The organism is Streptococcus sp. 11-4097, assembly GCF_018215285.2.
Lineage (GTDB): Bacteria > Bacillota > Bacilli > Lactobacillales > Streptococcaceae > Streptococcus.
Genome location: NZ_CP185262.1, coordinates 955,120 through 980,878, shown reverse-complemented (window position 1 = coordinate 980,878; position 25,759 = coordinate 955,120). Strand labels below are relative to the sequence as shown.

Genomic DNA, 25,759 nt, shown 5'->3' with positions numbered 1-25,759 from the left:
AGATAAGGGAAATTTTATGGGATTAAAACATCTTGAAGACGTGACTTACTTCCGTCTCAATAACGAAATCAACCGTCCTGTCAATGGACAAATCATGCTTCATAAAGATAAGGAAGCCTTGGATGCTTTCTTTAAAGAAAATGTAGTTCCAAATACTATGGTTTTTGATTCAATCAAGGATAAAATCAACTACCTCATTGAACACAACTACATCGAAACAGCCTTTATCAAGAAATACCGTCCAGAGTTTTTGGAAGAATTGTCTCAATTTATCAAAGACCAAAACTTCCAATTCAAGTCTTTCATGGCAGCTTATAAATTTTACAATCAATATGCTTTGAAAACTAACGACGGTGAATATTATCTTGAAAGCATGGAAGACCGTGTCTTCTTTAACGCCCTTTATTTCGCTGATGGCAATGAGGCTGTTGCCATCGATATTGCCAATGAAATCATCCACCAACGCTACCAACCTGCTACTCCTTCCTTCTTGAATGCTGGACGTGCTCGTCGTGGGGAGTTGGTATCTTGCTTCCTGATCCAAGTAACTGATGATATGAACTCTATCGGACGTTCTATCAACTCGGCTCTTCAACTTTCACGTATCGGTGGTGGTGTGGGAATTACCCTCAGTAACCTTCGTGAAGCTGGTGCACCTATCAAAGGCTATGAAGGAGCCGCTTCTGGTGTCGTTCCTGTTATGAAGCTTTTCGAAGACAGCTTCTCTTACTCAAACCAATTGGGTCAACGTCAAGGTGCTGGTGTTGTCTACCTCAACGTCTTCCACCCAGATATTATCGCCTTCCTTTCAACTAAGAAAGAAAACGCCGATGAAAAAGTTCGTGTTAAGACCCTTTCACTTGGTGTTGTGGTGCCCGATAAATTCTACGAATTAGCACGTAAAAATGAAGAAATGTACCTCTTCAGCCCTTACTCAGTAGAGCTTGAATACGGTGTGCCATTTAACTACATCGACATCACTGAAAAATACGATGAGCTAGTCGCAAATCCAAATATCCGCAAGACAAAAATCAAGGCGCGTGATTTGGAAACTGAAATCTCTAAATTGCAACAAGAATCTGGCTACCCTTATGTAGTCAACATCGACACAGCTAACCGTGCCAACCCAGTTGATGGTAAGATTATCATGAGTAACTTGTGTTCTGAGATTCTTCAAGTCCAAGAACCAAGCTTGATCAACGATGCTCAAGAATTCCTTCAAATGGGAACGGATGTTTCATGTAACCTTGGTTCAACCAACGTGGTTAACATGATGACTTCACCTGACTTTGGTCGTTCTATCCGTGCTATGGTGCGTGCCTTAACTTTCGTTACAGATAGTTCACACATCGTAGCTGTTCCTACCATCGACCACGGAAATAGCCAAGCTCATACCTTTGGTCTTGGTGCAATGGGACTTCACAGCTACCTTGCCCAACAATTGATTGAATATGGATCGCCTGAGTCTGTTGAGTTTACTAGCATCTACTTTATGCTTATGAACTACTGGACTTTAGTTGAGTCAAACAATATTGCGCGTGAACGTGGTATCACCTTCCACAACTTTGAAAAATCAGACTATGCTAACGGAAGCTACTTCGACAAGTATGTAACTGGCGAATTTGTTCCAAAATCAGACCGTGTTAAAGAACTCTTCAAAGATGTCTTTATCCCAAGTGCTGCTGACTGGGCTGAACTTCGTGACAAGGTTCAAGCAGATGGTCTTTACCACCAAAACCGGCTTGCTGTAGCGCCAAATGGTTCTATCAGTTACATCAATGATGTTTCTGCTTCTATCCACCCGATTACGCAACGTATCGAAGAACGTCAAGAAAAGAAAATCGGTAAAATCTACTACCCTGCTGCTGGCTTGTCAACAGAAACCATTCCTTACTACACTTCTGCTTACGACATGGATATGCGTAAAGTGATTGATGTCTATGCTGCTGCAACTGAGCACGTGGACCAAGGACTTTCACTCACACTCTTCATGCGTAGTGACATTCCAAAAGGACTTTACGAATGGAAGAAAGAAAACAAACAAACGACACGTGACTTGTCAATCCTTCGTAACTATGCCTTTAACAAGGGTATCAAGTCTATCTACTACGTCCGTACCTTTACAGATGATGGTGGAGAAGTCGGTGCCAACCAATGTGAAAGCTGTGTGATTTAATCTTTGCTTGAGGAAACTACTTTTTCTCAAATTAGTGATTCATTCACCCTGCTAAACTAAACTGGAATAAGCACCTATACTATGGAAAAACACAAAAGTCGGACTTCCGACTTTTTGTGCGAAACTACTCTAGGATTATGATAAAATAGAAGTAATTGTGAGTTCGCAATACTAAACACAGAAAGAGATTTCAAAATGGAAACTTACTACAAAGCCATTAACTGGAATGCCATCGAAGATGTCATCGACAAATCAACTTGGGAAAAACTGACGGAGCAATTCTGGCTCGATACACGTATTCCTTTGTCAAATGACTTGGATGACTGGAGAAAGCTATCAAATGTAGAAAAAGACTTGGTTGGGAAAGTCTTTGGTGGTTTAACACTTCTCGATACTATGCAATCTGAAACTGGGGTTCAAGCCCTTCGCGCGGACATCCGTACACCACATGAGGAAGCTGTTTTCAATAACATCCAATTTATGGAATCTGTTCACGCTAAATCTTACTCATCAATCTTTTCTACCTTGAATACCAAAGCTGAGATTGAAGAAATTTTCGAATGGACCAATACCAATCCTTACCTACAAAAGAAGGCTGAGATTGTCAACGAAATCTACCTAAACGGTAGCCCACTTGAAAAGAAAGTTGCTAGTGTCTTCCTTGAAACCTTCCTCTTCTACTCAGGTTTCTTCACTCCCCTCTACTATCTCGGTAACAACAAACTGGCCAACGTCGCTGAAATCATTAAATTGATTATTCGTGATGAATCTGTTCACGGAACCTACATTGGTTATAAATTCCAACTTGGTTTCAATGAATTACCTGAAGAAGAGCAAGAAAAACTCAAAGAATGGATGTACGATCTGCTATACACTCTCTACGAGAATGAAGAAGGTTATACAGAGAGCCTCTATGACGGTGTTGGTTGGACTGAAGAAGTCAAAACCTTCCTTCGCTACAATGCTAACAAGGCACTCATGAACCTGGGACAAGATCCACTCTTCCCAGATTCAGCTGATGATGTCAACCCAATCGTTATGAACGGTATTTCAACAGGAACTTCTAACCACGACTTCTTCTCTCAAGTCGGAAATGGTTACCTTCTTGGTGAAGTTGAAGCTATGCAAGACGATGACTACAACTACGGTTTGGACTAATTCAATTATCCCAGAACTGATAACAAATATCATGGCTTGTTTAAAACAACCATGATATTTTTGTTTTTGTTTTCTTTTGTTTTTTAAATTGATTGATTGAATACTTTATGATAAAATAGTAATAGAAATAGAGGTGATAACGATGTTAAAGCAGGAAAAACTAGATAATATTCTAGAAACGGTAAATACAAAGGGAACTATTACTGTAAAAGAAATCATGACTCGCTTGGATGTATCAGATATGACTGCTAGACGCTACTTGCAAGAGTTAGCAGACAAGGATTTACTTGTTCGGGTGCACGGGGGAGCTGAGAAAATTCGCACAGGTTCTATTTTAAATAATGAACGTTCCAATATCGAGAAACAAAGCTTACAGATTGCAGAAAAACAAGAAATCAGCCGTTTTGCAGGCCATTTAATTGATGAGGGTGAAACTATTTTTATCGGCCCTGGTACCACCTTAGAATCTTTTGCCCGTGAACTACCAATCGATAATATTCGTGTTGTAACAAACAGTTTACCAGTCTTTCTCATCTTAAACGAACGAAAACTAACAGATTTGATTTTAATCGGTGGAAACTATCGCTCTATCACTGGAGCCTTTGTCGGAACACTAACCTTGCAAAACTTGGCCAATTTACAATTTTCTAAAGCTTTCGTTAGCTGTAATGGTATTCAGGACAATGCGATTGCGACCTTTAGTGAAGAGGAAGGTGAATCCCAACGCATCGCCCTCAACAATTCCAATAAAAAATACTTACTAGCTGACAATAGTAAGTTCAATAAATTTGATTTTTATACCTTCTACAATATCTCTGATATCGATACCATCGTTTCAGACTCTAAACTGAGCAAAGAAACGTTCGAACAACTTTCAAAGCAAACAAAAATTATTCTTTCTAAACCATAAAACTGAGGATTGAGGCTCTTTGTCAACTGTAGTGGGTTGAAGAAAAGCTAAGATCGAGAAAGGACACATTTCGTCCTTTCTTTTTTGATATTGAGAGCGATAAAAATCCGTTTTTTGAAGTTTTCAAAGTTCCGAAAACCAAAGGCATTTCGCTTGATAAGTTTGATGAGATTATTGGTCGCTTCCAATTTGGCGTTGGAATAGGGTAGTTGAAGGGCGTTGACAATCTTTTCTTTATCCTTGAGGAAGGTTTTAAAGACAGTCTGAAAAAGAGGATGAACCTGCTTTAGATTGTCCTCAATAAGTCCGAAGAATTTGTCTGGCTCCTTGTTCTGAAAGTGAAAAAGTAAGAGCTGATAGAGATTGTAGTGGTGTCTCAAGTCTTCTGAATAGCTCAAAAGCTTGTCTAGAATTTCTTTATTTGTTAAGTGCATGCGAAAAGTAGGGCGATAAAAACGTTTATCACTGAGTTTACGACTATCCTGCTGTATGAGCTTCCAGTAGCGCTTGATGGCTTTGTATTCATGGGATTTTCGCTCAAATTGATTCATGATTTGGACACGAACACGACTCATAGCACGGCTTAAGTGTTGTACAATGTGAAATCGATCTAGAACGATTTTAGCACATGGAAAAAGCTGTTTAGCCAAGGCATAATAAGGACTAAACATATCCATCGTAATGATTTTCACCTGACAACGAACAGCTCGCTCGTAGCGCAGAAAGTGATTTCGTATGATAGCCTGTGTTCTGCCTTCAAGAACAGTGATGATGTTAAGATTATCAAAATCTTGTGCAATGAAACTCATCTTTCCCTTGGTAAAGGCATACTCGTCCCAAGACATAATCTCTGGAAGACGAGAAAAATCATGCTTAAAACGGAAGTCATTAAGCTTGCGAATGACAGTTGAAGTTGAAATAGCCAGTTGATGAGCGATATCGGTCATAGAAGTTTTTTCAATCAATTTTTGCGCAATTTTTTGGTTGATAATACGAGGAATTTGGTGATTTTTCTCGACGAGAGAGGTCTGTGAGACCATCATTTTAGAGCAATGATAGCACTTGAAACGACGCTTTTTAAGGAGGATTCTGGTAGGCATACCAGTTGTTTCAAGGTAAGGAATTTTCGATGGTTTTTGGAAGTCATATTTCTTCATTTGACTTCCACATTCAGGACAAGATGGGGCCTCATAATCCAGTTTAGCGATGATTTCCTTGTGGGTATCTCTATTAACAACATCCATAATTTGGACATTAGGGTCTTTGATATCGAGTAGTTTTGTGATAAAATGTAATGGTTCCATATGATTCTTTCTAATGAGTTGTTTCGTCGCTTTTCATTATAGGTCATATGGGACTTTTTTTCTACACAAAAATAGGCTCCATAATATCTATAGGGGATTTACCCACTACAAATATTATAGAGCCAGGATTGATAAAATATAAAATGCGTCATATCAAGAAAATAAGAATCTTGATATGGCGTATTTTTTGATGAAGATTTTTACAAAGAGTTTCCTAGATTCTTTATGATTGTTGAAACGGCATAAAATCTGAATCAAAGGAGATATTATCCCGTTCTTGAGGACTGATAAAATTTAAAAAGATATTTTTAAATTCTTCCAGCTCATAGTCTGAATGGCAAATCCATTCTTTACCGGTAGAGACATACCATTTTCCGAGACTTTTCAGTTCTTCATTCGTCACACACGGTATTTGAGAACATTTTTCGAAATTTATAATATAAACTTTTTCATAAATAGATTGGATAAAATCTTTGAACATCTTTTGCCTCACTAGAATTCTATATCTAATTAGTAATTCTACTACTCAATTACTTGAGTTTCTGCTACTTTCTTGTACCAGTGAGCTGATTTCTTCGGATAACGTTCTTGAGTTTCAAAGTCTACATAGAAGAGACCGTAACGTTTCTCATATCCATTTGACCATGAGAAGACATCCATCAATGACCAAATGAAATAACCTTTTACATTAGCGCCATCTGCAATAGCATCAGATAATACTTCCAAGTGTTGTTTCACATAATCAATACGCCCATCATCGTAAACAGTGTTATCAACGAACTCATCTTTATATCCGAGACCATTTTCAGTGATGTAAATCTTCTTGTAGTTAGGGTAATCTTTCTTCACTCGCATGATTTGATCATACAAACCTTGAGGATAGATAATCCAATCCCAGTCCGTGCGTGGCACATAGTCAGGAGCTACACGACGACCAACACCTTTGATTTGGTATTTAGAGCTTCCTTTCTCACCCTTACCATTATGGATAATTTCAGTTTCTCCATCAAAGGCTTCCATCCAGTCACTCATATAGTAATTAATTCCAAGGAAGTCATTCAAGTCTTTTGCGGCTTCTAATACTTCGAAATCTTCTTCACGAAGATCTAAGCTACCACCATTGGCAGCCAAGATAGCCTCTACCCCTGCCAGAGTCTTTTCAGAGTAGCGACCTAGATAAGTTGCATCCAAGATAAATTTATTGTGAATAATATCTTCCAACTCAGCTGCACGAACATCTGCTGGATTTTTAGGATCCAAAGGATACTTGGTTGGCAGTGCGTGAACAACACCAATTTCACCTTTATAACCTTTATCTTTATATAGCTTGACTGCACGCGCATGAGAAACCATCATATTGTGGTGCGATTGGAAAACTTTGGCAAGGTCGTACTGAATACCTGGAGGGAATTTTCCAACCAAGTATTGACCATCACCGATTGGTCCAATTTCATTAAAGGTTGTCCAATAGTTTACTTCTGGAAATTCTTCAAAACAGAAGGCCGCGTAGTCTACAAAGTGTTCGATATTTTCACGGTTTAAGAAGTCTCCATTTGAGTGGAGAGCTTCTGGCGTGTCAAAGTGATGAAGAGTGACAAAAGGCTCAACATGACGTTTGTGACACTCAGCAAATAAATTATGATAAAACTCAACACCTTTAGCATTTACTTGACCGTAACCAGTCGGGAAAATACGTGACCAAGCAATAGAAATTCGAATGCCATTGACACCATACTCTTCTGCCAACTTGAGGTCAACTGGGTATCGATTGTAAAAATCACTGGCTGGTTCTGCAGTGTACCAGTAGTTATCTTCAAGATATTTATCCCACGCTACTGGTCCTTTACCATCAGTATGTGTAGCACCTTCTGCTTGATAGGCAGCTGTTGCGCCGCCGAAAATAAAGTCTTTTGGTAATGATTTTGTCATTTTTTTCACCTATTTCTTGATTTAAATAAAGTAAAAGTGAGAGGAGAGGAGTCAGTGAGCCATCCTTCTCCATCTCACTTCTTGTACCAAGTCACCGAATTGTGACATGAGGAAGTAAAAACGATATCTTTTTACCGACGAATTAATAAGGCGATTAGGAAATTCGCCATAGCAATTTCCGTAACGATAGGAGACTATTTCAGAGTCCCTATCGTTAATCGAATTGTGACATGAGAAGGTAAAAACGATATCTTTTTACCGACGAATTAACAAGGCGATTAGGAAATTCGCCATAGCAATTTCCGTAACGATAGGATACTGTTTTATAGTCCCTAGCCTTAATCGAATTGAGCTTGTACGAACGCAAGAGCACCTTTTCCATCACGAGTTAATTTGATGTATTGAGCGCCTTCTGTTTTCGCAAGTTTAATACCGAGTTTATCGGTTTCTGCTTTCATGTCTTCAAAGTTTGAAGCAACTTGAGGAGCAAGGATAACAAGATCAAACTCTGGCAACATTTCACGGTGAGCACCATAACCACCTGCTGCTGCTTTCACAGGAACATTGTACTCTGCTGCTGCCTTATTCAAAGCATTTGCAAGAAGTCCACTTGTCCCTCCACCTGCACAGAGAACGAGGACATTTGTTTCTTCAGTGATGATATTTTGTGCTGCATCGACACCCGCTTTTTCAAGAATAGCATCCGCTTTTGCAGTGTTGAAGTTTGCAGCAACTTTTTCTTTCAATTCATCATTAGATTTACCTGAACGCTCTTCTTCAAGAATTTGTTCATCATAGACTTTAAGGAATGGATAGTAAATGACTACGTCAACCACGATTAAAAGAGCAGCAAGAATGAATGATAGAACTTGGAAGTTCGTACCAAGAACTAGACCTAGTGGAGCTGGAGTTGTCCATGGTAGATTAGCAGTAAATGAGTTCATTCCAAGTGTTTCAATAAAGAATTTGAATATCCAAACGTTTGCGATTGGAGCAAAGATAAATGGAATGAAGAAGATTGGGTTTAATACAAGTGGTGCACCAAACAAGATTGGTTCATTTACACCAAAGAATGTTGGAACTACTGAAGCACGACCGATTGCACGGTTACGTTTAGATTTTGTTAACCACATGAACATGAATGGAACAACCAGTGTCGCACCAGTACCACCCATGGTAACGATAAACATTTGTGTACCAGAAGTAAGAATCTTATCAGCGTGCATACCTTGTTGGAGGAGATTCAAGTTGACTTCGGCATTTGCATAGGTAATAGCTGCGATTGCTGGTTCAACGATAGATGGACCATGGATACCAACAAACCAGAAGAAGGCAAAGGCACCAAAGATAATGGTAATACCAAGGTATCCGTCTGCTGCTGAGAAGAGTGGTGCAAAGAATTTACCGATTGATTCTGCTACACTAGCACCCACAAAATGACGTGCTAGTAAATCAAGAGCATAAAGAGAAACCACTGATAGAGTGAATGGAATCACATCTTTAAAGACTTGTGAGATATTTGGTGGAACTTCGTCAGGCATACGAATAGTGACGTTGTTCTTAACACAAACCTTATAGATTGCTACAGTAACAAAGGCAGCAAGGAAGGCTGAAAGCAAACCTTTTGTCCCCAAGAATCCAGTAGCAAGACCATTTTCGATAGGATCAGCTGCCAACATCAACAAACCAACAATCGCTGCTAACAGTGTTGACATATAGTTGATTTGATTGGTTTTCTCCATGCTACGGTTTACTGAGTCGGTCAATGACTTAGCTGTTGTACCAGCTACCAAGAGAGCCAGAATACCCATAGAATAGCTATAAGGTTTCATCAGAAATGCTACAACTTCATCAGACCATTTAAAGCCCCATGAGTTTGGTACAAAGGCGATTAAGATAAAGATACTTGAGAAGAGAATAACAGGCATACCTGCAATGAAACCATCACGAATAGCACGAAGATAGATATTACGAGATAGTTTCTCAAAGAAAGGTTTTCCTTTCTCAATAAATGCAATTAGTTTATTCATTATTTAACTCCTCTCTTATAAAGTTCGATTAAGTGGTGCATCAAATCTTTTAACAAGACAGTTGTCATCAAGTGGTCTTGGCCATGCATCATGGTTACACTATAGGCTAAGTCCTCACCAGAAGCTTCCTTAGCCAATAGACTTGTTTGCGCGTGGTGAGCCTCTGCAATGCAAGAACCAGCTTCCTCAACTAAGCTATCTGCTTTCGCAAAATCACCAGCTTCAGCAGCCTTTAAAGCTTCCAATAGTTTTGAACGAGCATCGCCAGCATAGGCTACGATTTCAAAACCTAACAATGTTACTTCTTCTCTATTCATGATAGAATTCTCCTTATATAGTTTTAAATAAATTTTTATGACAATAAACGTTGGATATGTAGAACTAGATAAACTCGTTCACTTTTATACAAATCAAGACCCGTATGTTGCGTAATCACATCATAGATTTTGGAACCAATCTCGAACGCTTTTGGATAGGATCGTTTGATGTGGTCTTCCATATCCAGAAGTGATTGGTTATCATCTCTAGATCTGTCTAAATAATCCAAGAAATAATTCAAATGAATCATAAAGCGATCATAGAAATGGTTATTCTCTTTAGTTCGTTGAATTGCATAGTCCGTTAAAACTTCTTCAACATTCCTTAGAATTTCTTTCCTCTTATCAATCGACTCTACAAATTCCACTTCATTTTCACCTTCGGCATTAATGAAATGATAAGCAATCCGAATAATTTCGTCCTCAGGAAAATGATCTGCTAGCTTCTGGCGATAAATTTCAAATGCTTCATTTGCGATTTGAAAAGCGACAGGATACTTAGTGGAAATATCTGGCAGATTACTATCCTTGTACCTTCCTTGTGCTAGAGCTTGGTAAGAACAGTAAATATGATCTGTCAAGGTTACGTAGAGATACTCTTGAATCGGATAATGATATTTCTTTGATAGCTTATCAATGATTTCATAGGTCACTGTGATAAAATCAAGCGGAACATCTTTGAGGAGAGCCATAAAGTTTTCCCTGGACTCTTCGGTCTTCATCCGAAAGATTTTCTCAACCTGATGTTCAGCAATCAAATCCCCTTTCTTCTTTCCAAATGTAATCCCCTTACCAATCACAATCACTTCTTCTCCTTTATCATTTCTGACAAGCGAGACATTGTGATTCATTGGATTTAGAATTCGATACATGTCAACCTCCTTTTATATCTTAAAGGTATATGAGTACAAAAAATGACCACAAATGAACTAGAAAATCAGCCGATTTCTAATTCACCTGTGATCATGCCTAATATTACTTAGTAACACTCACCTTGTATTAACTTGTGATTTAAGTATAGCACAAGTAAGTTATTTTGTAAACCTTTACATACAACTTTTTTAAATTTTTTTAGATTCATGTTCCTAACCTAGGAGGACTTGCTTACACGCGTTCTTTCCATGAAGTCGCTGTTGTTTGAAGAACTTTATTGAGCTCATCAATGTTTTCAAATCCAGTTGTGCGAAGCCATTCGCGAGCTGCTGCTTCACCATCTTTAATGTAAGCTTCAACTGATCCAGCCCATGTAGCACGGCCACAAAGAACACCATTGAAGTTTGCACCTGATTCATGAGCAAATACAAGAGTATCTTGGAAGAGTTTAGCTGATACACCAGCACTCAAGTAGATATATGGCAAGTTAGTTGCTTCATCTTGGGCTTTGAAGAAGGCTGCTGCTTCTTCACGTGTGTAAACTACTTCACCTTCAGCGAATCCTTCAACATATTTAATGTTGACAGGAACTTCTACTTTCAAGACATCAATGTTAAAGCGTGGGTCTGAGAAGACTTTCATAGCACCGATAACTTTGTGTGGTTTTACTTTCGCGTATTCTACAGAACCAGCGTCTGCAATTTTTTCATCATAAGCAAGGATTTCAAGGAAGAATGGGATATCTTCAGCCACACATTCAGAACCGATACGTTCGATGTAAGCTTGTTTTTCTTGGTTAAGTTCGTCTGAGCTATCTACATCATAGTAAAGCAAGAATTTAACTGCATCTGCACCTTCTTCTTTAATACGTTTTGCAGACCAAACATCCAAGCAGTCTGGCAAACGTTTTGTGCTTGTTGTATCATAACCTGTTTTTTCATAAGCAAGGAGAAGACCAGCTTTTGGATCAAGAGCTTTTGTAGCTGGAAGTCCATATTCAGGGTCAAGAAGCATTGATGAAGCGTATTTAGTCAATTCATCTGCTACCAAGACTTTAAGTTCTTCCATTTGAGCCACTGTTGGTTCTTCTGTTTGGTGTTGAGCCATTAGGCGTTTCAAAGCACCACGTTGGTCAAATGCAAGAGCTGAGATGATTCCATTTTCATCAGAAAGTTTTTCTAAGCGTGCACGTTTTTGTTCTGTTAAAGCCATTTTATACCTCTTTTACTATTAATTGATCATATAGAGCTTGATAGTTGGCCATGTTGACATGACCAGTCATTTTTTCTTGAGCATTGAGCATACCAAGGACATTTGCCTTGATGAGTAATTCTGCATCCGATTCTTTATGAAGTAAACCTGAAGAAATTCCAGCAACTGTAGAATCTCCAGATCCAACAGGGTTGACTACCTGAATTCTAGGAATATCTACCTTGTAGAAAGTGTCACCATGTTTGGCAAAGGCACCGTTGGCACCAAGCGAAACAATAATCCATTCAATCCCTGCAAACAAAGGTTCTTGAAGGACTTCTTTTAATTCATCCAAATCCTCAGAAACTTCTCTTCCAAGAAGCTGAGATAATTCCTCATTATTTGGTTTGATGACTGTTGGTTTATGTGGTGATTCAAGAACCGCCTGAAGTGCTACACCAGAGCAGTCCAAGACAACGGGCTTGCCAGCTTGATTAGCAAGTTCTACCAAGCTCGCATAGTAATCAACTGGAAGGCCAGCTGGCAGACTACCTGAGATAGCTACTACTTCAACTGACTCCAAAAGATTTTTGAAATGTTCCAAAAAGTCTTGACCTTCCTGTTCTAAAACTACAGGACCTTTTTCAAGAACTTCTGTTTGGTTGTCTCCATGGAGAATAGCGATACAGTTACGAGTTTCTCCCTGAATAGAGAAGAAATCTTTCTTAACGTTATCATCGATATGTTCAACCAAAAACTCACCAAGTTTGCCACCCACTAAACCAGTAGCAAGAACAGAATCTCCAAATTCTGAAAGTACTCGGGTAACATTGAGTCCTTTACCACCAGCCGTTTTGGTTACATCCACCACACGATTGACAGTATCAATCTTTAACTCATCCAAGGGATAAGAAATATCAATGGATGGGTTCATTGTGACTGTTAAAATCATAGGTCACCTCTTAGTCGTGGTATTCTCCGCGATCCCATTTTTCAAGGAATTCAGTGAAGAAGTTTGCGTCTGTTTGTTGAGCATTGTGACTTTCAAGGTGTTCAATTTTCGCAATCAATTTCTTATTTTCTTCAGATGGTTTGTATTCAGCATGGATGAAAGCTTCGATGATGTCACACATGAGCAATTCACCAGTAATCTTACCACCAAAACCGATAACGTTGGCGTTCAATTGTTCTTTAGCATAGAGGGCTGTTGTCATATCACGAACCAAGGCAGAACGAACACCAGGAACTTTATTTACAGCATTGTTGATACCAACACCTGTACCACAGATACATACTCCAAGATCAGCTTGACCACTAGTCACTGCTTCCCCTACTTTTTTACCAAAGATTGGGTAGTGAGTACGTGTATGGTCATAAGTACCAAAGTCAATGACTTCATATCCTTTTGATTTCAAAAATTCTGAAACCGCCATTTTTTCATCTGTTACGATGTGGTCACATCCAATTGCAATTCTCATTTTTAACTTACCTTTCTTACTGTAATCTAATTAGCACATTTTGTTCAACATATCGACACGAATTTGGTGACGTCCACCATCGTATTTACCGTTAACAAATCCTTTAGCGATGTTTTTAGCCAATTCATCACCAACAAGTTGTGCACCCATAGTGATCATACGTGAGTTGTTGTGGCCACGAGTCATATAAGCTGAACGTTCGTCAGATACTTCTGCAGCAACCATCCCTTTGATTTTAGTTGCAACCATGAAAGGACCAGCACCATAAGCATCAATCACGATACCAAGGTTTTGTTCTTCTTTGTTTACTTCTGCAGCAACAGCAAGAGTCACATCAACAAAGTCTTGACCTTCAGCTGTAACATCCACAACGTGGAAGTTTTCTTTTTCCAAGAAGTCTTTCACAACTTCTTTCAATCTCAAACCTGCAGCATCTGCACCGATAACAATAGACATATTGTATACTCCTTTTATTTTTCTAGGCTAGTAAAAACTTTTATGGTTAGCAGTTTACCTACAAAAAGTTTTCTAGCAGTTTATTGACAAATTGAATTGAACGAGATGAATGACACCTTATTCAAGTTTAGGAAACCATTTCCCTAGAAATAATCTTTCTCCAGGAAAGAGAATATAACAATTGATTATTTGTTTATTACAAACATCATTTGTTGCTTACAAACATAATATACTCCAATTTACCGAAAAAGTCAACAGTTAATGTTTGTTTTTGTGTTTTTTTAATTAAAAAATTTCAATGTCAAAACCAATTTGATCCACTTGACCAGGTTCTAGGAGACGAACATTCTTCTTATCTTCTAGATGATCTCCTTCTTCAAGGGATGTTGACAAGCCTGACCAGGGTTCAAAAGCAATGAAAGGTCCTTTATTCAAAGTTGACCAGATAATGAGATTTGAGAACTCTGCAAAGTGCACTTTCAATCCCTTATCATGTTTACGAGAACGAAGGGCAATTGTTCTAGATTGCAATTCATCTAAGGTAACTGCATCTATACTGAAAAGATCATAGCTGAGGTCTAATTCTTTTTGACCCTCTAGCCATGGACTTCTATCTTGAAAATCAAGCATCCCCGTTTCTGGGAAAGGACGTGGAACAGAGCAAGTCTCTTCTTTCTCAAACTCTAAATAGTAATCTTCATAGACTTCATCATCCAGTAGAGGACAATTAAAGCCTGGATGGCCACCAATAAAGTAAGGCATGACCTTGCTAGTTTCTTTATTGAAAATCTTGTATTGGGTTCGTACTGTCTTTCCAGTAAGGATATAAGTGATTTCTAGGCGGAAATGATATGGGTAGTTCTGATAGCTACTCTCATCGTCTTCAATTGCAAAAGTTACACTCTTGTCTGTCTGTTCAACTAATTCAAATTCTTTCTTACGAACCAAACCATGACGAGGAATCTTTCCTTTGATTTCTTGTCCATTATCATCTATATAAAGTGCTGTATCCTCTCTCAATGAACCACAAATGGGGAAGAGAACAGGAGCTTGTCCACTCCAATAAGTAGCATCTCCTTGCCACAAATACTCAACTCCCTCGGCATCTTTTATAGAAGAAAGAGCCCCACCAAAACTGTTAAATTGAACTCTTAATTGTTCTGATTTTAATTCAATTACCATTATTTTCTCCGATTTCTTGATAGTTTATAAAAAACTAGGCTGTCACTCCTAATGGATGTCGACAACCTAGCTTTAACAATTTACATTTTATAGGAGCGCATTATTTTGCTTTTGCTGCGTACTCTTCGTTACGTTTGATCATTTGTTTTCTGTACCATGCAAAGATACCGATATAGAATACAAGGAAGACTACAGCACCAAGGATTGCTTTGATATCACCAGTTGTAGTGTTACCAATTGTCCAACCAAGAAGTTTTTCGATTGGTCCTTCAAGAGTTGAGTGAGTAATCAATTGAGTTTGGCTCACACCTTCTGGGAATGCACCTACACCTTTAGCAAGTTCTGTTGCAAATGGAGCGATAAGTGTACCTGAAAGAAGGAAGAGTGGCAACAAGAGTGTTCCGAAGATAATCATACGGAGCAATTTACCACGTGTTACAACCAAGAGAGCTGGAGTAACACCCATAGCGATGATACCTGCAAGTGGCAAGATACCATTTCCGACGTTTGAAAGAAGCACAGCTTCAACCAACATGATTGGTGCAAGTACGTTGGCACAAGCCCAAACTTCAGCACGACCAGCGATGAAAGGCCAGTCAAGACCGATGTTGAATTTACGTCCTTGAAGACGTTTAGTAGCAACGTTTGTAATACCTTGTGAAAGTGGCTCTACGGCAGCGATGAACCATGAACCGATAAGTGAGAAGAGTTCCAAAGACACACCAGCTGTCAAACCAAGAGACAACCAACCTTTAATAACTAATTGCCAGTTTGCTGCATCTTCTACGCCAGCAACTGGATGTGGAGTACCCATCAAACCGATAACGATACCAAGGATGAAACCGATGAAGAATTTAGATCCCCAGAAACCGATTTTCTTGTTCAATTTAGCAGCATCAAAGTCATATTTATCAAGACCTGGGAAGAATTTTTCAAAAATCTTATCCAAAACCATGATAACTGGGTTCATCATGTAGTTCATGTGAGTTGAAGTCATTGGTGATGAACTTGGTGCGTTAAGAAGGTCATCAAATGTAGGTTTCATCAAATCAGAGTTGATGATTTTAAGAACACCTACAAGGACAACTGCTGCAGTGGCGATGAAGAGTGAAACCCCTTGGCTTACACCGTTGTTGTCTGCATACCATTTAATCAAAAGACCTGTGATAGACAAGTGCCAGATATCGAAGATATCAACGTCAAGTGTATCAGTTTTCTTCATAGCAAGCATCACTACGTTGACAATCAACATGATGAGCAAGAAGTAAAGTGTCCAAGCAGAGCCCCAAGTGATTGTAGCGAGTGGTGCCCAACCAACGTCGGTGATGTTCAATTGAATACCAGTATTCTCAACGAATTTTGCAAGTGATGCTGAGAAAGCACCATTTAGCATACCGATGATGGCACCGATACCAGTAAGAGCGATGGCAAGTTTGATACCACCTTCAAGCGCTTTGGAGAATTTCACTCCAAAAAGTAGAGCCAATACTGTCAAAATGATCAGCATGATGATTGGCCCACCCATATCCAAGATAGGTTTGAACAGCTTATTGGCTAGTTCGATAATGACATCCATAATAGTTCCTCCCTTTTTATAGTTATATGAATGTTAACAAATTAAAATTAGCTTAACCCGTGTTCTTTGATAGCTGCTTCAATATTATCAAATACTGGAGCACTCATTGCTGGGATACGGAATAAGATTGGTCCAGCTTCGATAACTGGAATACCTGGGTCAAAACCAAGATCTGTTGCAGCAATTGGTGTAAAAATGTCATAACCTTTGATAAGGTCTTCATTAACGTCTTTTACCATAACTGCATCACAGTGAACATCAAAACCGCGGTTTGAAAGTTCTTCTTCAAGAGCACTTTTAATTTGGTGGCTTGAGTTAACACCTGCACCGCAGGCAGCAAGAATTTTAATCATATGGATTTCCTCCGATTTAATATTTTTAATAGACAAAATTAAGCAATTGCTTCAGCAATATAAGCATAGAGGGCTTCTGGTTCAGAAATTTTTGATAGGTCTTCAAGATGACTATTTCCAGTAAAGAAGTCCATCAACTGAGCAAGAATGTTCGTTTGACTTGAACTTGAGTTATTAATGATAAAGAAGAGCAAGGATACTTCTACTTCCTTATCTGGCGCAATCATATTGTGGAAAGTCACTGGTTTTTCTAATCGAACGACCACAACTTTTTCGGCTAGATTATGAACAATATCTGTGTGAGGAATAGCCACATTCGGCAAATCCTTACCCAAAAATTCCATATCTAGGCCAGTTGGAAATGACTTTTCACGCGTGATCAAGGCTTCACGATAAGTTGGAGTTACGATTTCTCGTTCTTCCAATAAAGTAGCAACCTGATCAAAGAGATGTTCTTGATTATCCGCTTCTAAGCAAAACACAAGGTTTTTGTCAAAGAAATGATCTAATCCCATAAGGTTTTCCCTTCTTTCCATTAACTTTATGCTATAAGTATAACACTATATGAAATCGTTGTCAATAATTTTTTGTTGTTTTTTGTCCTTTTTTCAATTATTTTGTTTATTTTTATATTTACAACCAAAAACAAACATTTAAAACAAACACTTTAAACGATTTAATCCTATTATAAATGCAAAAAAACAGGCCTATTTAAGCCTGTTTTACTATTGATTCTTATGTAAGTTTCCTGTGAACAAGAAAAACAATTATGATAACTTATTCTTCATCCATGCTCAAGACGCTAAGGAAGGCTTCTTGTGGAACTTCTACTGATCCGATAGCTTTCATGCGTTTCTTACCAGCTTTTTGTTTTTCAAGCAGTTTACGCTTACGAGAAACGTCACCACCATAACATTTAGCAAGTACGTTCTTACGAAGGGCCTTGATATCAGTACGAGCGACAATCTTCTGTCCAATAGCTGCTTGAATTGGCACCTCAAATTGTTGGCGAGGGATGATTTTCTTAAGCTTATCAACGATGAGTTTTCCGCGTTCGTAGGCAAAGTCCTTGTGAACGATAAAGCTAAGGGCATCCACCTTGTCTCCATTGAGAAGGATGTCCATTTTGACCAGCTTAGAGGGGCGATACTCTGACAATTCGTAGTCAAAGCTTGCATAACCACGTGTTGAAGACTTAAGCTTATCAAAGAAATCAAAGACGATTTCAGCCAGTGGAATTTGATAGATAACATTGACACGGTTATCATCAATATAGTCCATAGTCACAAAGTCACCACGCTTGCGCTGAGCTAGCTCCATTACAGCTCCTACGAACTCCTGTGGTACCATGATTTGCGCCTTAACATAAGGCTCTTCAATGGTCGCAATCTTGGTAGGATCTGGGAACTCAGATGGGTTAGACACATCCATAGACTCACCGTCGGTCAAATTAACTTTGTAAATAACAGACGGAGCTGTCATGATGAGGTCGATATTAAACTCACGTTCCAAACGTTCTTGGATAACATCCATATGGAGAAGTCCAAGGAAACCACAACGGAAACCAAATCCAAGTGCCTGAGATGTTTCTGGTTCAAACTGAAGACTAGCATCATTCAGTTGTAATTTTTCAAGGGCTTCACGCAGGTCATTGTACTTGTTTGACTCGATAGGATAGAGACCCGCAAAGACCATAGGATTCATCTGTTTGTAACCATGTAATGGCTCTGCCGCAGGATTGGTTGCCAAGGTAACGGTATCACCCACACGAGTGTCCTGAACTGTCTTGATAGATGCAGCGATATATCCAACGTCACCAGTAGCAAGGAAATCACGACCAACTGCCTTGGGTGTAAAGATACCGACTTCCGTAACATCAAAAGTCTTGCCATTGCTCATAAGCTGAATCTTATCGCCAGGTTTGACCACCCCATCCATGACACGCACTTGAAGAATAACTCCACGGTAAGCATCATAAACAGAGTCGAAAATCAAGGCCTTAAGTGGTGCCGTCACATCACCTGTTGGCGCTGGCACTTTTTCTACGATTTGCTCTAGAATTTCTTCGATGCCAATACCAGCCTTAGCAGAAGCCAAAACTGCTTCACTGGCATCCAAACCAATGACATCCTCAATCTCAGTACGCACGCGCTCAGGATCTGCAGCTGGCAGGTCAATTTTATTAATGACTGGCATGATTTCCAAATCATTGTCCAAGGCCAGATAAACGTTGGCAAGGGTTTGGGCCTCAATCCCTTGGGCAGCATCGACGACCAAAATCGCTCCCTCACAGGCAGCTAGCGAACGTGAAACTTCATAGGTGAAGTCTACGTGCCCCGGCGTGTCAATCAAGTGGAAAATATAAGTTTCCCCATCTTTAGCAGTATAATTCAGCTCGATGGCATTCAACTTAATGGTAATCCCACGTTCTCGCTCTAAATCCATGCTATCCAAAAGCTGTGCTTGCATTTCACGGCTTGAAACGGTCTCTGTCTTTTCCAAAATGCGGTCTGCTAGAGTTGATTTCCCGTGGTCAATATGAGCGATAATAGAGAAGTTACGGATCTTCTCCTGTCGTTTTTTCAATTCTTCTAAGTTCATGATTCTCTTCCTTTCAGGGTATCTATTTATTATAAATTGTTTTTGACATTTTGACAAGACCATACCCTGCTAGGAGTACTAATCTTCAGCAACAAAGCCGTCATTCTCAATAAAGTGGTGTTCTGTCATTCCTTGGTCAGTAAAGACAATCCCATGAAGGACACCACCATAAACAGCTCCTCCGTCCATCCCAATCTTGCCATCTTCTGTAGTCCAAAGCTCAGCTGTACCACGCTCTTGCTTCAACAAACCATAAACTGGTGTGTGACCAAAGACAATGATTTTTCCAGTATGATTTTCTGCTTCGTGGAATGGTTTTCTGAGCCAGACCTTTTTATAATCTGTGGTTTCATGCCAGTCATTCAATGTCAAATCAATACCTGCGTGAACAAAGATATACTTGTCTGTTTCTACCACAAACGGCATTTGACGAATGAATTCGACCAAATCTGCCGCTTCAGTGGCAACACGCTTGGCATCCTCAACTCCATCAACTGGTGCATCCAAGGGACGACCTAGGATAGAGTTAATGGTTGTATCTCCACCATTGCGACGATAATGGTCATAGCTTTCTTCTGGGTTATCGAGCCATGTCAAAAACATATACTCGTGGTTCCCTGACAAACAGATAGCCCCTTGATTGTCCACCAAGTCCTTAACCATCTCTAGGACACGGCGACTATCTTCGCCACGGTCAATCAAGTCCCCTAGAAAGAGCAACTGGGTCTGACCATCCCATGTTTTGAGAAGGTCTTCCAGCATCCCAGCTTTTCCATGAACATCTCCAATTACATAATAGTCTGTCATCTTATTTCTCCCTGTTTCTCAACAATTCTCTGGCTTGCGTCAGGGCTGCTTCCGTCACATCATCACCAGCCAACATCTTGGCAACTTCCTCCACTCTCTCTTCAACCGTCAAGAGACGAACAGTCGAAACTGTTGAATGGTCATTGCTAATCTTCTCAATAAAGAATTGATAATCCGCAATCGCAATCACTTGTGGTAAATGGGAAATAGCTAGAACCTGCCCATGCTGACCAATTTTATGAATCTTCTGTGCAATAGCTTGGGCAACACGACCTGAAACTCCCGTATCCACTTCATCAAAGACAATACTCGTCTTACCTTCTTTACGTGAAAAGGCAGACTTAATGGCTAGCATGAGACGAGATAATTCCCCACCAGATGCAACCTTGACCAAGGGTTTAAAATCTTCGCCAGGGTTGGTTGAAATATAAAACTCAACCATTTCATTTCCCTCACGACTGAATTTGCCCTTGCTAAAACGAACCTGAAACTGAGCTTTTTCCATATAGAGGTCTTGCAGTTCTTGTTTAATCTCAGCTTCAAGCTGCTGAGCCAAGTCATGACGAGCAGAGGCAAGCTGACCTGCCAAATCGACAAGATTAACTTCCAATTTCTTGAGCTCTGCTTCCATGTCCTCCTCAGACGAAAGGTTATTGCCTGTCAAGAGATTGTATTCTTCCGTAATCTTGGCAAAATAAAGCAAGACATCGTCTACAGTCCCACCATACTTACGGGTAATGGTATGAAGGAGGTCCAAGCGGTTCTCAACCTGCATGAGACGATTACCATCAAAATCAAGGTCCTCTATAATAGCTTCCAGACGTTTGCTAATATCTTCTAAGACATAGTAGGTCTCAGACAAAGAGCTTGAAATTTCACGGTATTCAGGGTCATACTCTTCGACACTTTCCATGTCATTCATGGCTGAACGAACATTGGCCAGACTTGAAAAATCTTCATTGTCCAACATACTGTAGGCATTGGTCAGCGTATCCGCAATATTTTTATGATTGAGAAGTTTATCACGCTCCTGATTGAGAGCCAGATCTTCTCCGGCTTGCAAGTTTGCTGCCTCAATCTCTGCCATTTGAAATTCCAACATTTCAATACGAGCCTTGTGTTCCTGTTGGTTTTTCTTGACTTCCAAAACCTGCTTACGCATTTTTCGATAGGCATCAAAACTCGTTTGATAGGTTTCTTTTAGGTCCCAAAAAGCTACGTCACCGAATTCATCCAACATCTGGATATGCAGTTGAGGGCGCATTAACTCTTCTTGGTCATGCTGACCATGAATATCTACCAGATGTTGCCCAATAGCACGCAAAACAGATAGATTAACCATCTGACCATTGACACGGCTGATACTACGTCCATTTTGCAGAATTTCCCGACGGATGATAATTTCATCCCCCATTTCTAAACCTTGCTCATCAAAAATTTCCTGCAAAAGGCGACTATTCTCAACTGAGAAAAGCCCCTCAATCTCTGCCTTTGGCGCACCATGACGAATAACATCTGTCGTCGCACGAGCTCCCAACATCATATTCATGGCGTCAATGATAATCGACTTCCCTGCACCCGTTTCACCAGTCAGGACAGTCATCCCCTTTTCAAAATTGAGGGAAATAGCCTCAATAATGGCAAAGTTTTTTATCGAAATTTCAAGTAACATATAGACCTACCAATTTTTTACTTGTTCAAAGATTTCCTCAGCTAGACTTTCACTTCTGGCAATGACTAAAATCGAGCTATCATCAGCTAAACAGCTGAAAATCTTATCCGCAAAAGTCTCGATTAATTGAGCTTTTACAAAAGCTGTATTTCCTGGAATGACTTGGAGATTGATCATCTTGTCCATCAATTCTGCAGACTCAATATTATCTTCAGCCAGTTGCAAACTTTTTACGATTGATTTTGGCAATTCATAGACATAAGTATTGTCTCTCAAAGGAATTTTGACAATCCCTAGTTCTTTGATATCTCGTGATACCGTTGCCTGAGTGGCAGTGATGCCTGCCTCTTTCAAATGTTCTACGATTTCTTCTTGCGTGCCGATTTGATAATCTGTCACAAATCGTCTAATTTTTTCAAGTCTCTCTTTTTTATTCATTTTTAAATTGACTATGCGCCCTCTCTACTACTTCTTCAATCTCAGCAAGAACCTGATTGCTTGCTGACTCTTCTTTTTTCAAATACGCTAAAAACTCAATATTTCCATGACCACCTTGGATGGGAGAAAAATCCAAACCAAGGACTGAAAAACCTTCCTCTACTGCCATAGATGTGACAGATTCAAGGACATGTTGATGGACCTTGGCATCGCGAATGATTCCATTTTTCCCAATCTGCTCACGTCCTGCTTCAAACTGGGGCTTAACTAGAGCCACGACCTGACCTTGATCTGCCAAGACACGGTGCAAGGCTGGCAGAATCAGACTGAGGGAAATGAAACTCACATCAATACTGGCAAAGCTCGGTTCCTTTTCGAAATCAGTCTTTTCAGCATAGCGGAAATTGAATTGCTCCATACTGACAACCCGCGGGTCTTGGCGTAATTTCCAAGCCAACTGATTGGTGCCGACATCGACTGCAAAGACTAACTCAGCACCATTCTGTAACATGACGTCGGTAAAACCTCCAGTAGAGGCTCCAATATCAATCGTTGTCGCCCCTTCTACTGACAAATTAAAGACCTGCAAGGCTTTTTCCAATTTCAAGCCACCACGACTCACATACTTGAGTTTTTCACCCTTGAGTTTTAGCTCGGTGTCGTCTGGAATTTTCTCTCCTGGTTTGTCAAACCGTTCTCCATTCAGAACTGCTACAACTAGACCAGCCATGACACCGCGCTTGGCCTGTTCTCGCGTTTCAAACAAGCCCTGTTTGTAAGCTAGTACATCCACTCTTTCCTTAGCCATTGATTCTCAAACTTTCTACTACACTTACAATCGATTCTGTATCAAAGGGAATCTGCTGGGCAATTTCTTCTAATTTGGCATTAGCTTGATCCAAGGTTTGGTTGCAAAAGGAAATGGCCTCTTCCAATCCCAACAAGGATGGATAGGTTGATTTTTCAGCCTGCAAATCCTTTTGCGGTGTCTTGCCGATTTCCTCAAAACTAGCTGTCACATCCAGTACATCATCTCTGACTTGAAAAGCAAGCCCAATCAATTCACCAACAGTTTTCAGTTTTGCTTGTATTTCAGGAGCCAATTCAGCTATAATAGCAGCTGCCTGGAAGGGATAGGCTAGTAGTTTCCCAGTCTTATTGGCATGAATGGTCTGAAGTTCTTTCAAGGACAAATGCTGGTGTTCGCCTTCCATGTCCAAAACCTGCCCTGCTACCATGCCTAGACTACCTGAAGCAAGCGATAAATTGGCAATCAAGTCCACCTTAATCTGACTTGGCAAATCTGCCTGCGCTATCAAGGCATAGGGATCCAGGAACAAGGCATCTCCTGCCAAAATGGCCATAGCTTCACCAAATTTCTTATGATTGGTCAAGCGTCCCCGACGGTAATCATCATCATCCATAGCTGGAAGATCATCATGAATCAAGCTCCCTGTATGAATCATTTCCAAGGCCGCAGCTACCTGCGCGTGAGCAGGTTTGATGGCAATATGCAAGGCTTCCAAAACTTCTAACAAGAGAAAAGGCCGAATACGCTTGCCACCAGCATGAATGGAATAGAGAACAGACTCTCGCAAACTAGAGGCAAACTGCTGGTCTCCATAAAAGTTTTCCAAAGCCGACTCGACAAGAGCTAATTTTTCTTGCTTTTTCATTCAAAATCACTTTCTGTTCCGTCTTCTTGCATGACCTTGACCAAGGTCTTTTCAGCCTTGTCCAGCGTAGCTTGGAGCTCTTTTGACAAGACCATACCATTTTGAAAGGCAGCAATCGCATCTTCCAGAGCAATTTCACCATTTTCCAAACTTTGGACAATGGTCTCCAGTTCTGCTAGATTTTCCTCAAATTTCTTTTGTTTTGACATCTTTAACCTCTAATTCTACTTGACCATCTCGCATCAAAAGCGTCACTTGGTCTGTTTTCTTTAAATTCTCAACCGAATCGACTACTGAATCTTCTTTTTTGACAATTGCATAACCACGTGCCACAATTCGGCTAGTATCCAACATCAGTAAGGCTTCTGATAATCTTTTGACCTCAGCAACCTTGGCATCATAAACCAGCGCCATTTGGCTACGGAGAAGCTTGTCCAACTGACCTAGACGGTCTTGATAGCGTTGGATTTTGGTAACGGGTGATAATTGTACCAGTCGATGCGTCTTTGCTTGTACTATCTGTTTGTTATCAGAAATCCGTGTACGTAAACTTTGTTTTAAGCGCAATTGCAGTTGATCCAAGCGTTGCAAATAGCCATCATACAAACGCTCTGGCTGTCTAAAGATAACAGACTGACTGCATTTTTTCAAAGCTTCTTGTTTCTTAGATAGGACATTTCGTACTGCCGTTGCCATCCGTTTTTCCTGATTTTGCAAATGAGCTAATACATCCAACTTGGTCACAGGTGTTGCTAGTTCAGCAGCAGCCGTTGGTGTCGCAGCGCGGCGATCTGCCACAAAATCTGCCAAGGTCACATCTGTCTCATGTCCCACACTAGAAATAACTGGCAAACGAGACTCAAAAATCGCTCGTACCACAATTTCTTCGTTAAAGGCCCAGAGATCCTCGATGGAACCACCACCACGACCAATAATCAGCAAATCCAAATCGTCCCGTTGATTAGCACGAGCAATATTTCCAGCAATTTCCTCCGCAGAACCCTCACCTTGCACCTTGGTCGGATAGAGAAGAATGTCCACACCTGGAAAGCGCCTGCTGACGGTCGTGATAATATCTCGAATAACGGCTCCACTGCGACTGGTTACTACACCAATTCTCTTAGAAAATTGGGGCAGAGCTTGCTTGAAGCGTTCTTGAAACAGGCCTTCTTCTGTCAATTTTTTCTTGAGTTGCTCAAACTGAATCGCAAGCGCACCAACTCCATCAGGCTCTGCCTTTTCAATGATGATGGAGTAGCTACCACTTGGTTCATAGACCTGCACACGCCCAATCACATTGATCTTCATTCCTTCTTCCAGGTCAAAACCTAATTTCTGATAAATCCCAGACCAAATAGTCGCTTGAATAACTGCATGGTCATCTTTTAGGGAGAAATATTGGTGAGTAGGTCGTTTACGAAAGTTGGAAACTTGACCAGTTAAATAGACCCGTTCCAAGTAAGGGTCTTTATCGAATTTCATTTTCAGATACTTGGTCAAAGTTGTTACCGATAAATACTTTTCCATCTCCACCTACTATTCATTTTCTTGCTCTTTCATGAGTATTATTATACCAAAAATATGCCTAAAAATCTTCATTTATGTACCATTATAAGGGAAAAATAAAAAAGG

General features: G+C 40.0%; 25 protein-coding genes. 3 read left to right on the top strand and 22 right to left on the bottom strand.

The window, feature by feature from the left end:
* The first annotated feature begins 16 nt into the window (after positions 1–16).
* From nrdE to KB197_RS04870, 3 genes are all read left to right on the top strand, one after another.
* The gene (gene nrdE / locus KB197_RS04880) at positions 17–2,176 is read left to right on the top strand and encodes a class 1b ribonucleoside-diphosphate reductase subunit alpha (RefSeq protein WP_033686900.1); all 2,160 of its coding nucleotides are present in this window, start codon (positions 17–19) and stop codon (positions 2,174–2,176) included.
* Between the two features lie 195 nt (positions 2,177–2,371).
* Positions 2,372–3,334: a class 1b ribonucleoside-diphosphate reductase subunit beta gene (nrdF, locus tag KB197_RS04875; RefSeq protein ID WP_000451386.1), complete on the top strand. Its 963-nt coding sequence runs from the start codon at positions 2,372–2,374 to the stop codon at positions 3,332–3,334.
* Between the two features lie 142 nt (positions 3,335–3,476).
* Positions 3,477–4,244: a DeoR/GlpR family DNA-binding transcription regulator gene (locus KB197_RS04870; protein ID WP_000917575.1), complete on the top strand. Its 768-nt coding sequence runs from the start codon at positions 3,477–3,479 to the stop codon at positions 4,242–4,244.
* 47 nt (positions 4,245–4,291) lie between these two features.
* Here KB197_RS04870 and KB197_RS04865 read toward each other — a convergent pair whose 3' ends face one another.
* The 22 genes from KB197_RS04865 to xseA form a co-directional block, all read right to left on the bottom strand.
* The gene (locus KB197_RS04865) at positions 4,292–5,548 is read right to left on the bottom strand and encodes an ISL3 family transposase (protein ID WP_212574075.1); all 1,257 of its coding nucleotides are present in this window, start codon (positions 5,546–5,548) and stop codon (positions 4,292–4,294) included.
* A 223-nt stretch (positions 5,549–5,771) separates the two neighbouring features.
* The gene (locus tag KB197_RS04860; protein WP_212573887.1) at positions 5,772–6,029 is read right to left on the bottom strand and encodes a DUF3884 family protein; all 258 of its coding nucleotides are present in this window, start codon (positions 6,027–6,029) and stop codon (positions 5,772–5,774) included.
* Positions 6,030–6,070: 41 nt separating this feature from the next.
* Entirely contained in the window at positions 6,071–7,477 is a 1,407-nt protein-coding gene (lacG, locus tag KB197_RS04855; RefSeq protein WP_212573886.1) for a 6-phospho-beta-galactosidase, read from the bottom strand.
* Positions 7,478–7,815: 338 nt separating this feature from the next.
* On the bottom strand, positions 7,816–9,507 hold the full coding sequence (locus KB197_RS04850; RefSeq protein WP_125454932.1) for a lactose-specific PTS transporter subunit EIIC: 1,692 nt from the start codon (positions 9,505–9,507) through the stop codon (positions 7,816–7,818).
* Positions 9,507–9,824 carry a PTS lactose/cellobiose transporter subunit IIA gene (locus KB197_RS04845; protein ID WP_173283209.1) on the bottom strand — a complete coding sequence of 106 codons (318 nt, stop codon included), beginning with the start codon at positions 9,822–9,824 and terminating at the stop codon, positions 9,507–9,509. Before KB197_RS04845 ends, KB197_RS04850 begins: the two co-directional genes overlap by 1 nt.
* A gap of 35 nt (positions 9,825–9,859) precedes the next feature.
* The gene (locus KB197_RS04840) at positions 9,860–10,696 is read right to left on the bottom strand and encodes a PRD domain-containing protein (RefSeq protein WP_049546642.1); all 837 of its coding nucleotides are present in this window, start codon (positions 10,694–10,696) and stop codon (positions 9,860–9,862) included.
* A 232-nt stretch (positions 10,697–10,928) separates the two neighbouring features.
* Positions 10,929–11,909, bottom strand: coding sequence for a tagatose-bisphosphate aldolase (lacD, locus tag KB197_RS04835; protein ID WP_001229119.1), 981 nt, complete (start codon positions 11,907–11,909; stop codon positions 10,929–10,931).
* Position 11,910: 1 nt separating this feature from the next.
* Complete coding sequence (locus KB197_RS04830) at positions 11,911–12,840, bottom strand: tagatose-6-phosphate kinase (protein WP_212573885.1); 930 nt, start codon at positions 12,838–12,840, stop codon at positions 11,911–11,913.
* Between the two features lie 10 nt (positions 12,841–12,850).
* Positions 12,851–13,366: a galactose-6-phosphate isomerase subunit LacB gene (gene lacB, locus KB197_RS04825; protein WP_001216910.1), complete on the bottom strand. Its 516-nt coding sequence runs from the start codon at positions 13,364–13,366 to the stop codon at positions 12,851–12,853.
* A 30-nt stretch (positions 13,367–13,396) separates the two neighbouring features.
* Positions 13,397–13,822, bottom strand: coding sequence for a galactose-6-phosphate isomerase subunit LacA (gene lacA / locus KB197_RS04820; RefSeq protein WP_000029277.1), 426 nt, complete (start codon positions 13,820–13,822; stop codon positions 13,397–13,399).
* Between the two features lie 285 nt (positions 13,823–14,107).
* The gene (locus KB197_RS04815; RefSeq protein WP_212573884.1) at positions 14,108–15,004 is read right to left on the bottom strand and encodes an aldose 1-epimerase family protein; all 897 of its coding nucleotides are present in this window, start codon (positions 15,002–15,004) and stop codon (positions 14,108–14,110) included.
* A 100-nt stretch (positions 15,005–15,104) separates the two neighbouring features.
* On the bottom strand, positions 15,105–16,580 hold the full coding sequence (locus tag KB197_RS04810) for a PTS galactitol transporter subunit IIC (RefSeq protein WP_084924488.1): 1,476 nt from the start codon (positions 16,578–16,580) through the stop codon (positions 15,105–15,107).
* 47 nt (positions 16,581–16,627) lie between these two features.
* On the bottom strand, positions 16,628–16,933 hold the full coding sequence (locus KB197_RS04805) for a PTS sugar transporter subunit IIB (RefSeq protein ID WP_000590547.1): 306 nt from the start codon (positions 16,931–16,933) through the stop codon (positions 16,628–16,630).
* Between the two features lie 38 nt (positions 16,934–16,971).
* The gene (locus KB197_RS04800; protein WP_000521976.1) at positions 16,972–17,448 is read right to left on the bottom strand and encodes a PTS sugar transporter subunit IIA; all 477 of its coding nucleotides are present in this window, start codon (positions 17,446–17,448) and stop codon (positions 16,972–16,974) included.
* Between the two features lie 262 nt (positions 17,449–17,710).
* Positions 17,711–19,534, bottom strand: coding sequence for a translation elongation factor 4 (lepA, locus tag KB197_RS04795; RefSeq protein ID WP_001047209.1), 1,824 nt, complete (start codon positions 19,532–19,534; stop codon positions 17,711–17,713).
* A 78-nt stretch (positions 19,535–19,612) separates the two neighbouring features.
* Positions 19,613–20,341 (bottom strand): metallophosphoesterase family protein, encoded by a 729-nt coding sequence (locus KB197_RS04790; protein ID WP_212573883.1) that lies wholly within the window; start codon positions 20,339–20,341, stop codon positions 19,613–19,615.
* A gap of 1 nt (position 20,342) precedes the next feature.
* Positions 20,343–22,013, bottom strand: coding sequence for a DNA repair protein RecN (recN, locus tag KB197_RS04785; protein WP_212573882.1), 1,671 nt, complete (start codon positions 22,011–22,013; stop codon positions 20,343–20,345).
* Positions 22,014–22,019: 6 nt separating this feature from the next.
* Entirely contained in the window at positions 22,020–22,451 is a 432-nt protein-coding gene (locus KB197_RS04780) for an arginine repressor (protein WP_020900686.1), read from the bottom strand.
* Positions 22,444–23,259: a TlyA family RNA methyltransferase gene (locus KB197_RS04775; protein ID WP_212573881.1), complete on the bottom strand. Its 816-nt coding sequence runs from the start codon at positions 23,257–23,259 to the stop codon at positions 22,444–22,446. Before KB197_RS04775 ends, KB197_RS04780 begins: the two co-directional genes overlap by 8 nt.
* On the bottom strand, positions 23,252–24,127 hold the full coding sequence (locus KB197_RS04770) for a polyprenyl synthetase family protein (RefSeq protein WP_212573880.1): 876 nt from the start codon (positions 24,125–24,127) through the stop codon (positions 23,252–23,254). The genes KB197_RS04775 and KB197_RS04770 overlap by 8 nt, the downstream gene beginning before the upstream one ends.
* Positions 24,124–24,336 (bottom strand): exodeoxyribonuclease VII small subunit, encoded by a 213-nt coding sequence (locus KB197_RS04765; protein WP_084887861.1) that lies wholly within the window; start codon positions 24,334–24,336, stop codon positions 24,124–24,126. Before KB197_RS04765 ends, KB197_RS04770 begins: the two co-directional genes overlap by 4 nt.
* Positions 24,314–25,654: an exodeoxyribonuclease VII large subunit gene (gene xseA / locus KB197_RS04760; RefSeq protein ID WP_212573879.1), complete on the bottom strand. Its 1,341-nt coding sequence runs from the start codon at positions 25,652–25,654 to the stop codon at positions 24,314–24,316. The genes KB197_RS04765 and xseA overlap by 23 nt, the downstream gene beginning before the upstream one ends.
* Positions 25,655–25,759: the final 105 nt, after the last annotated feature.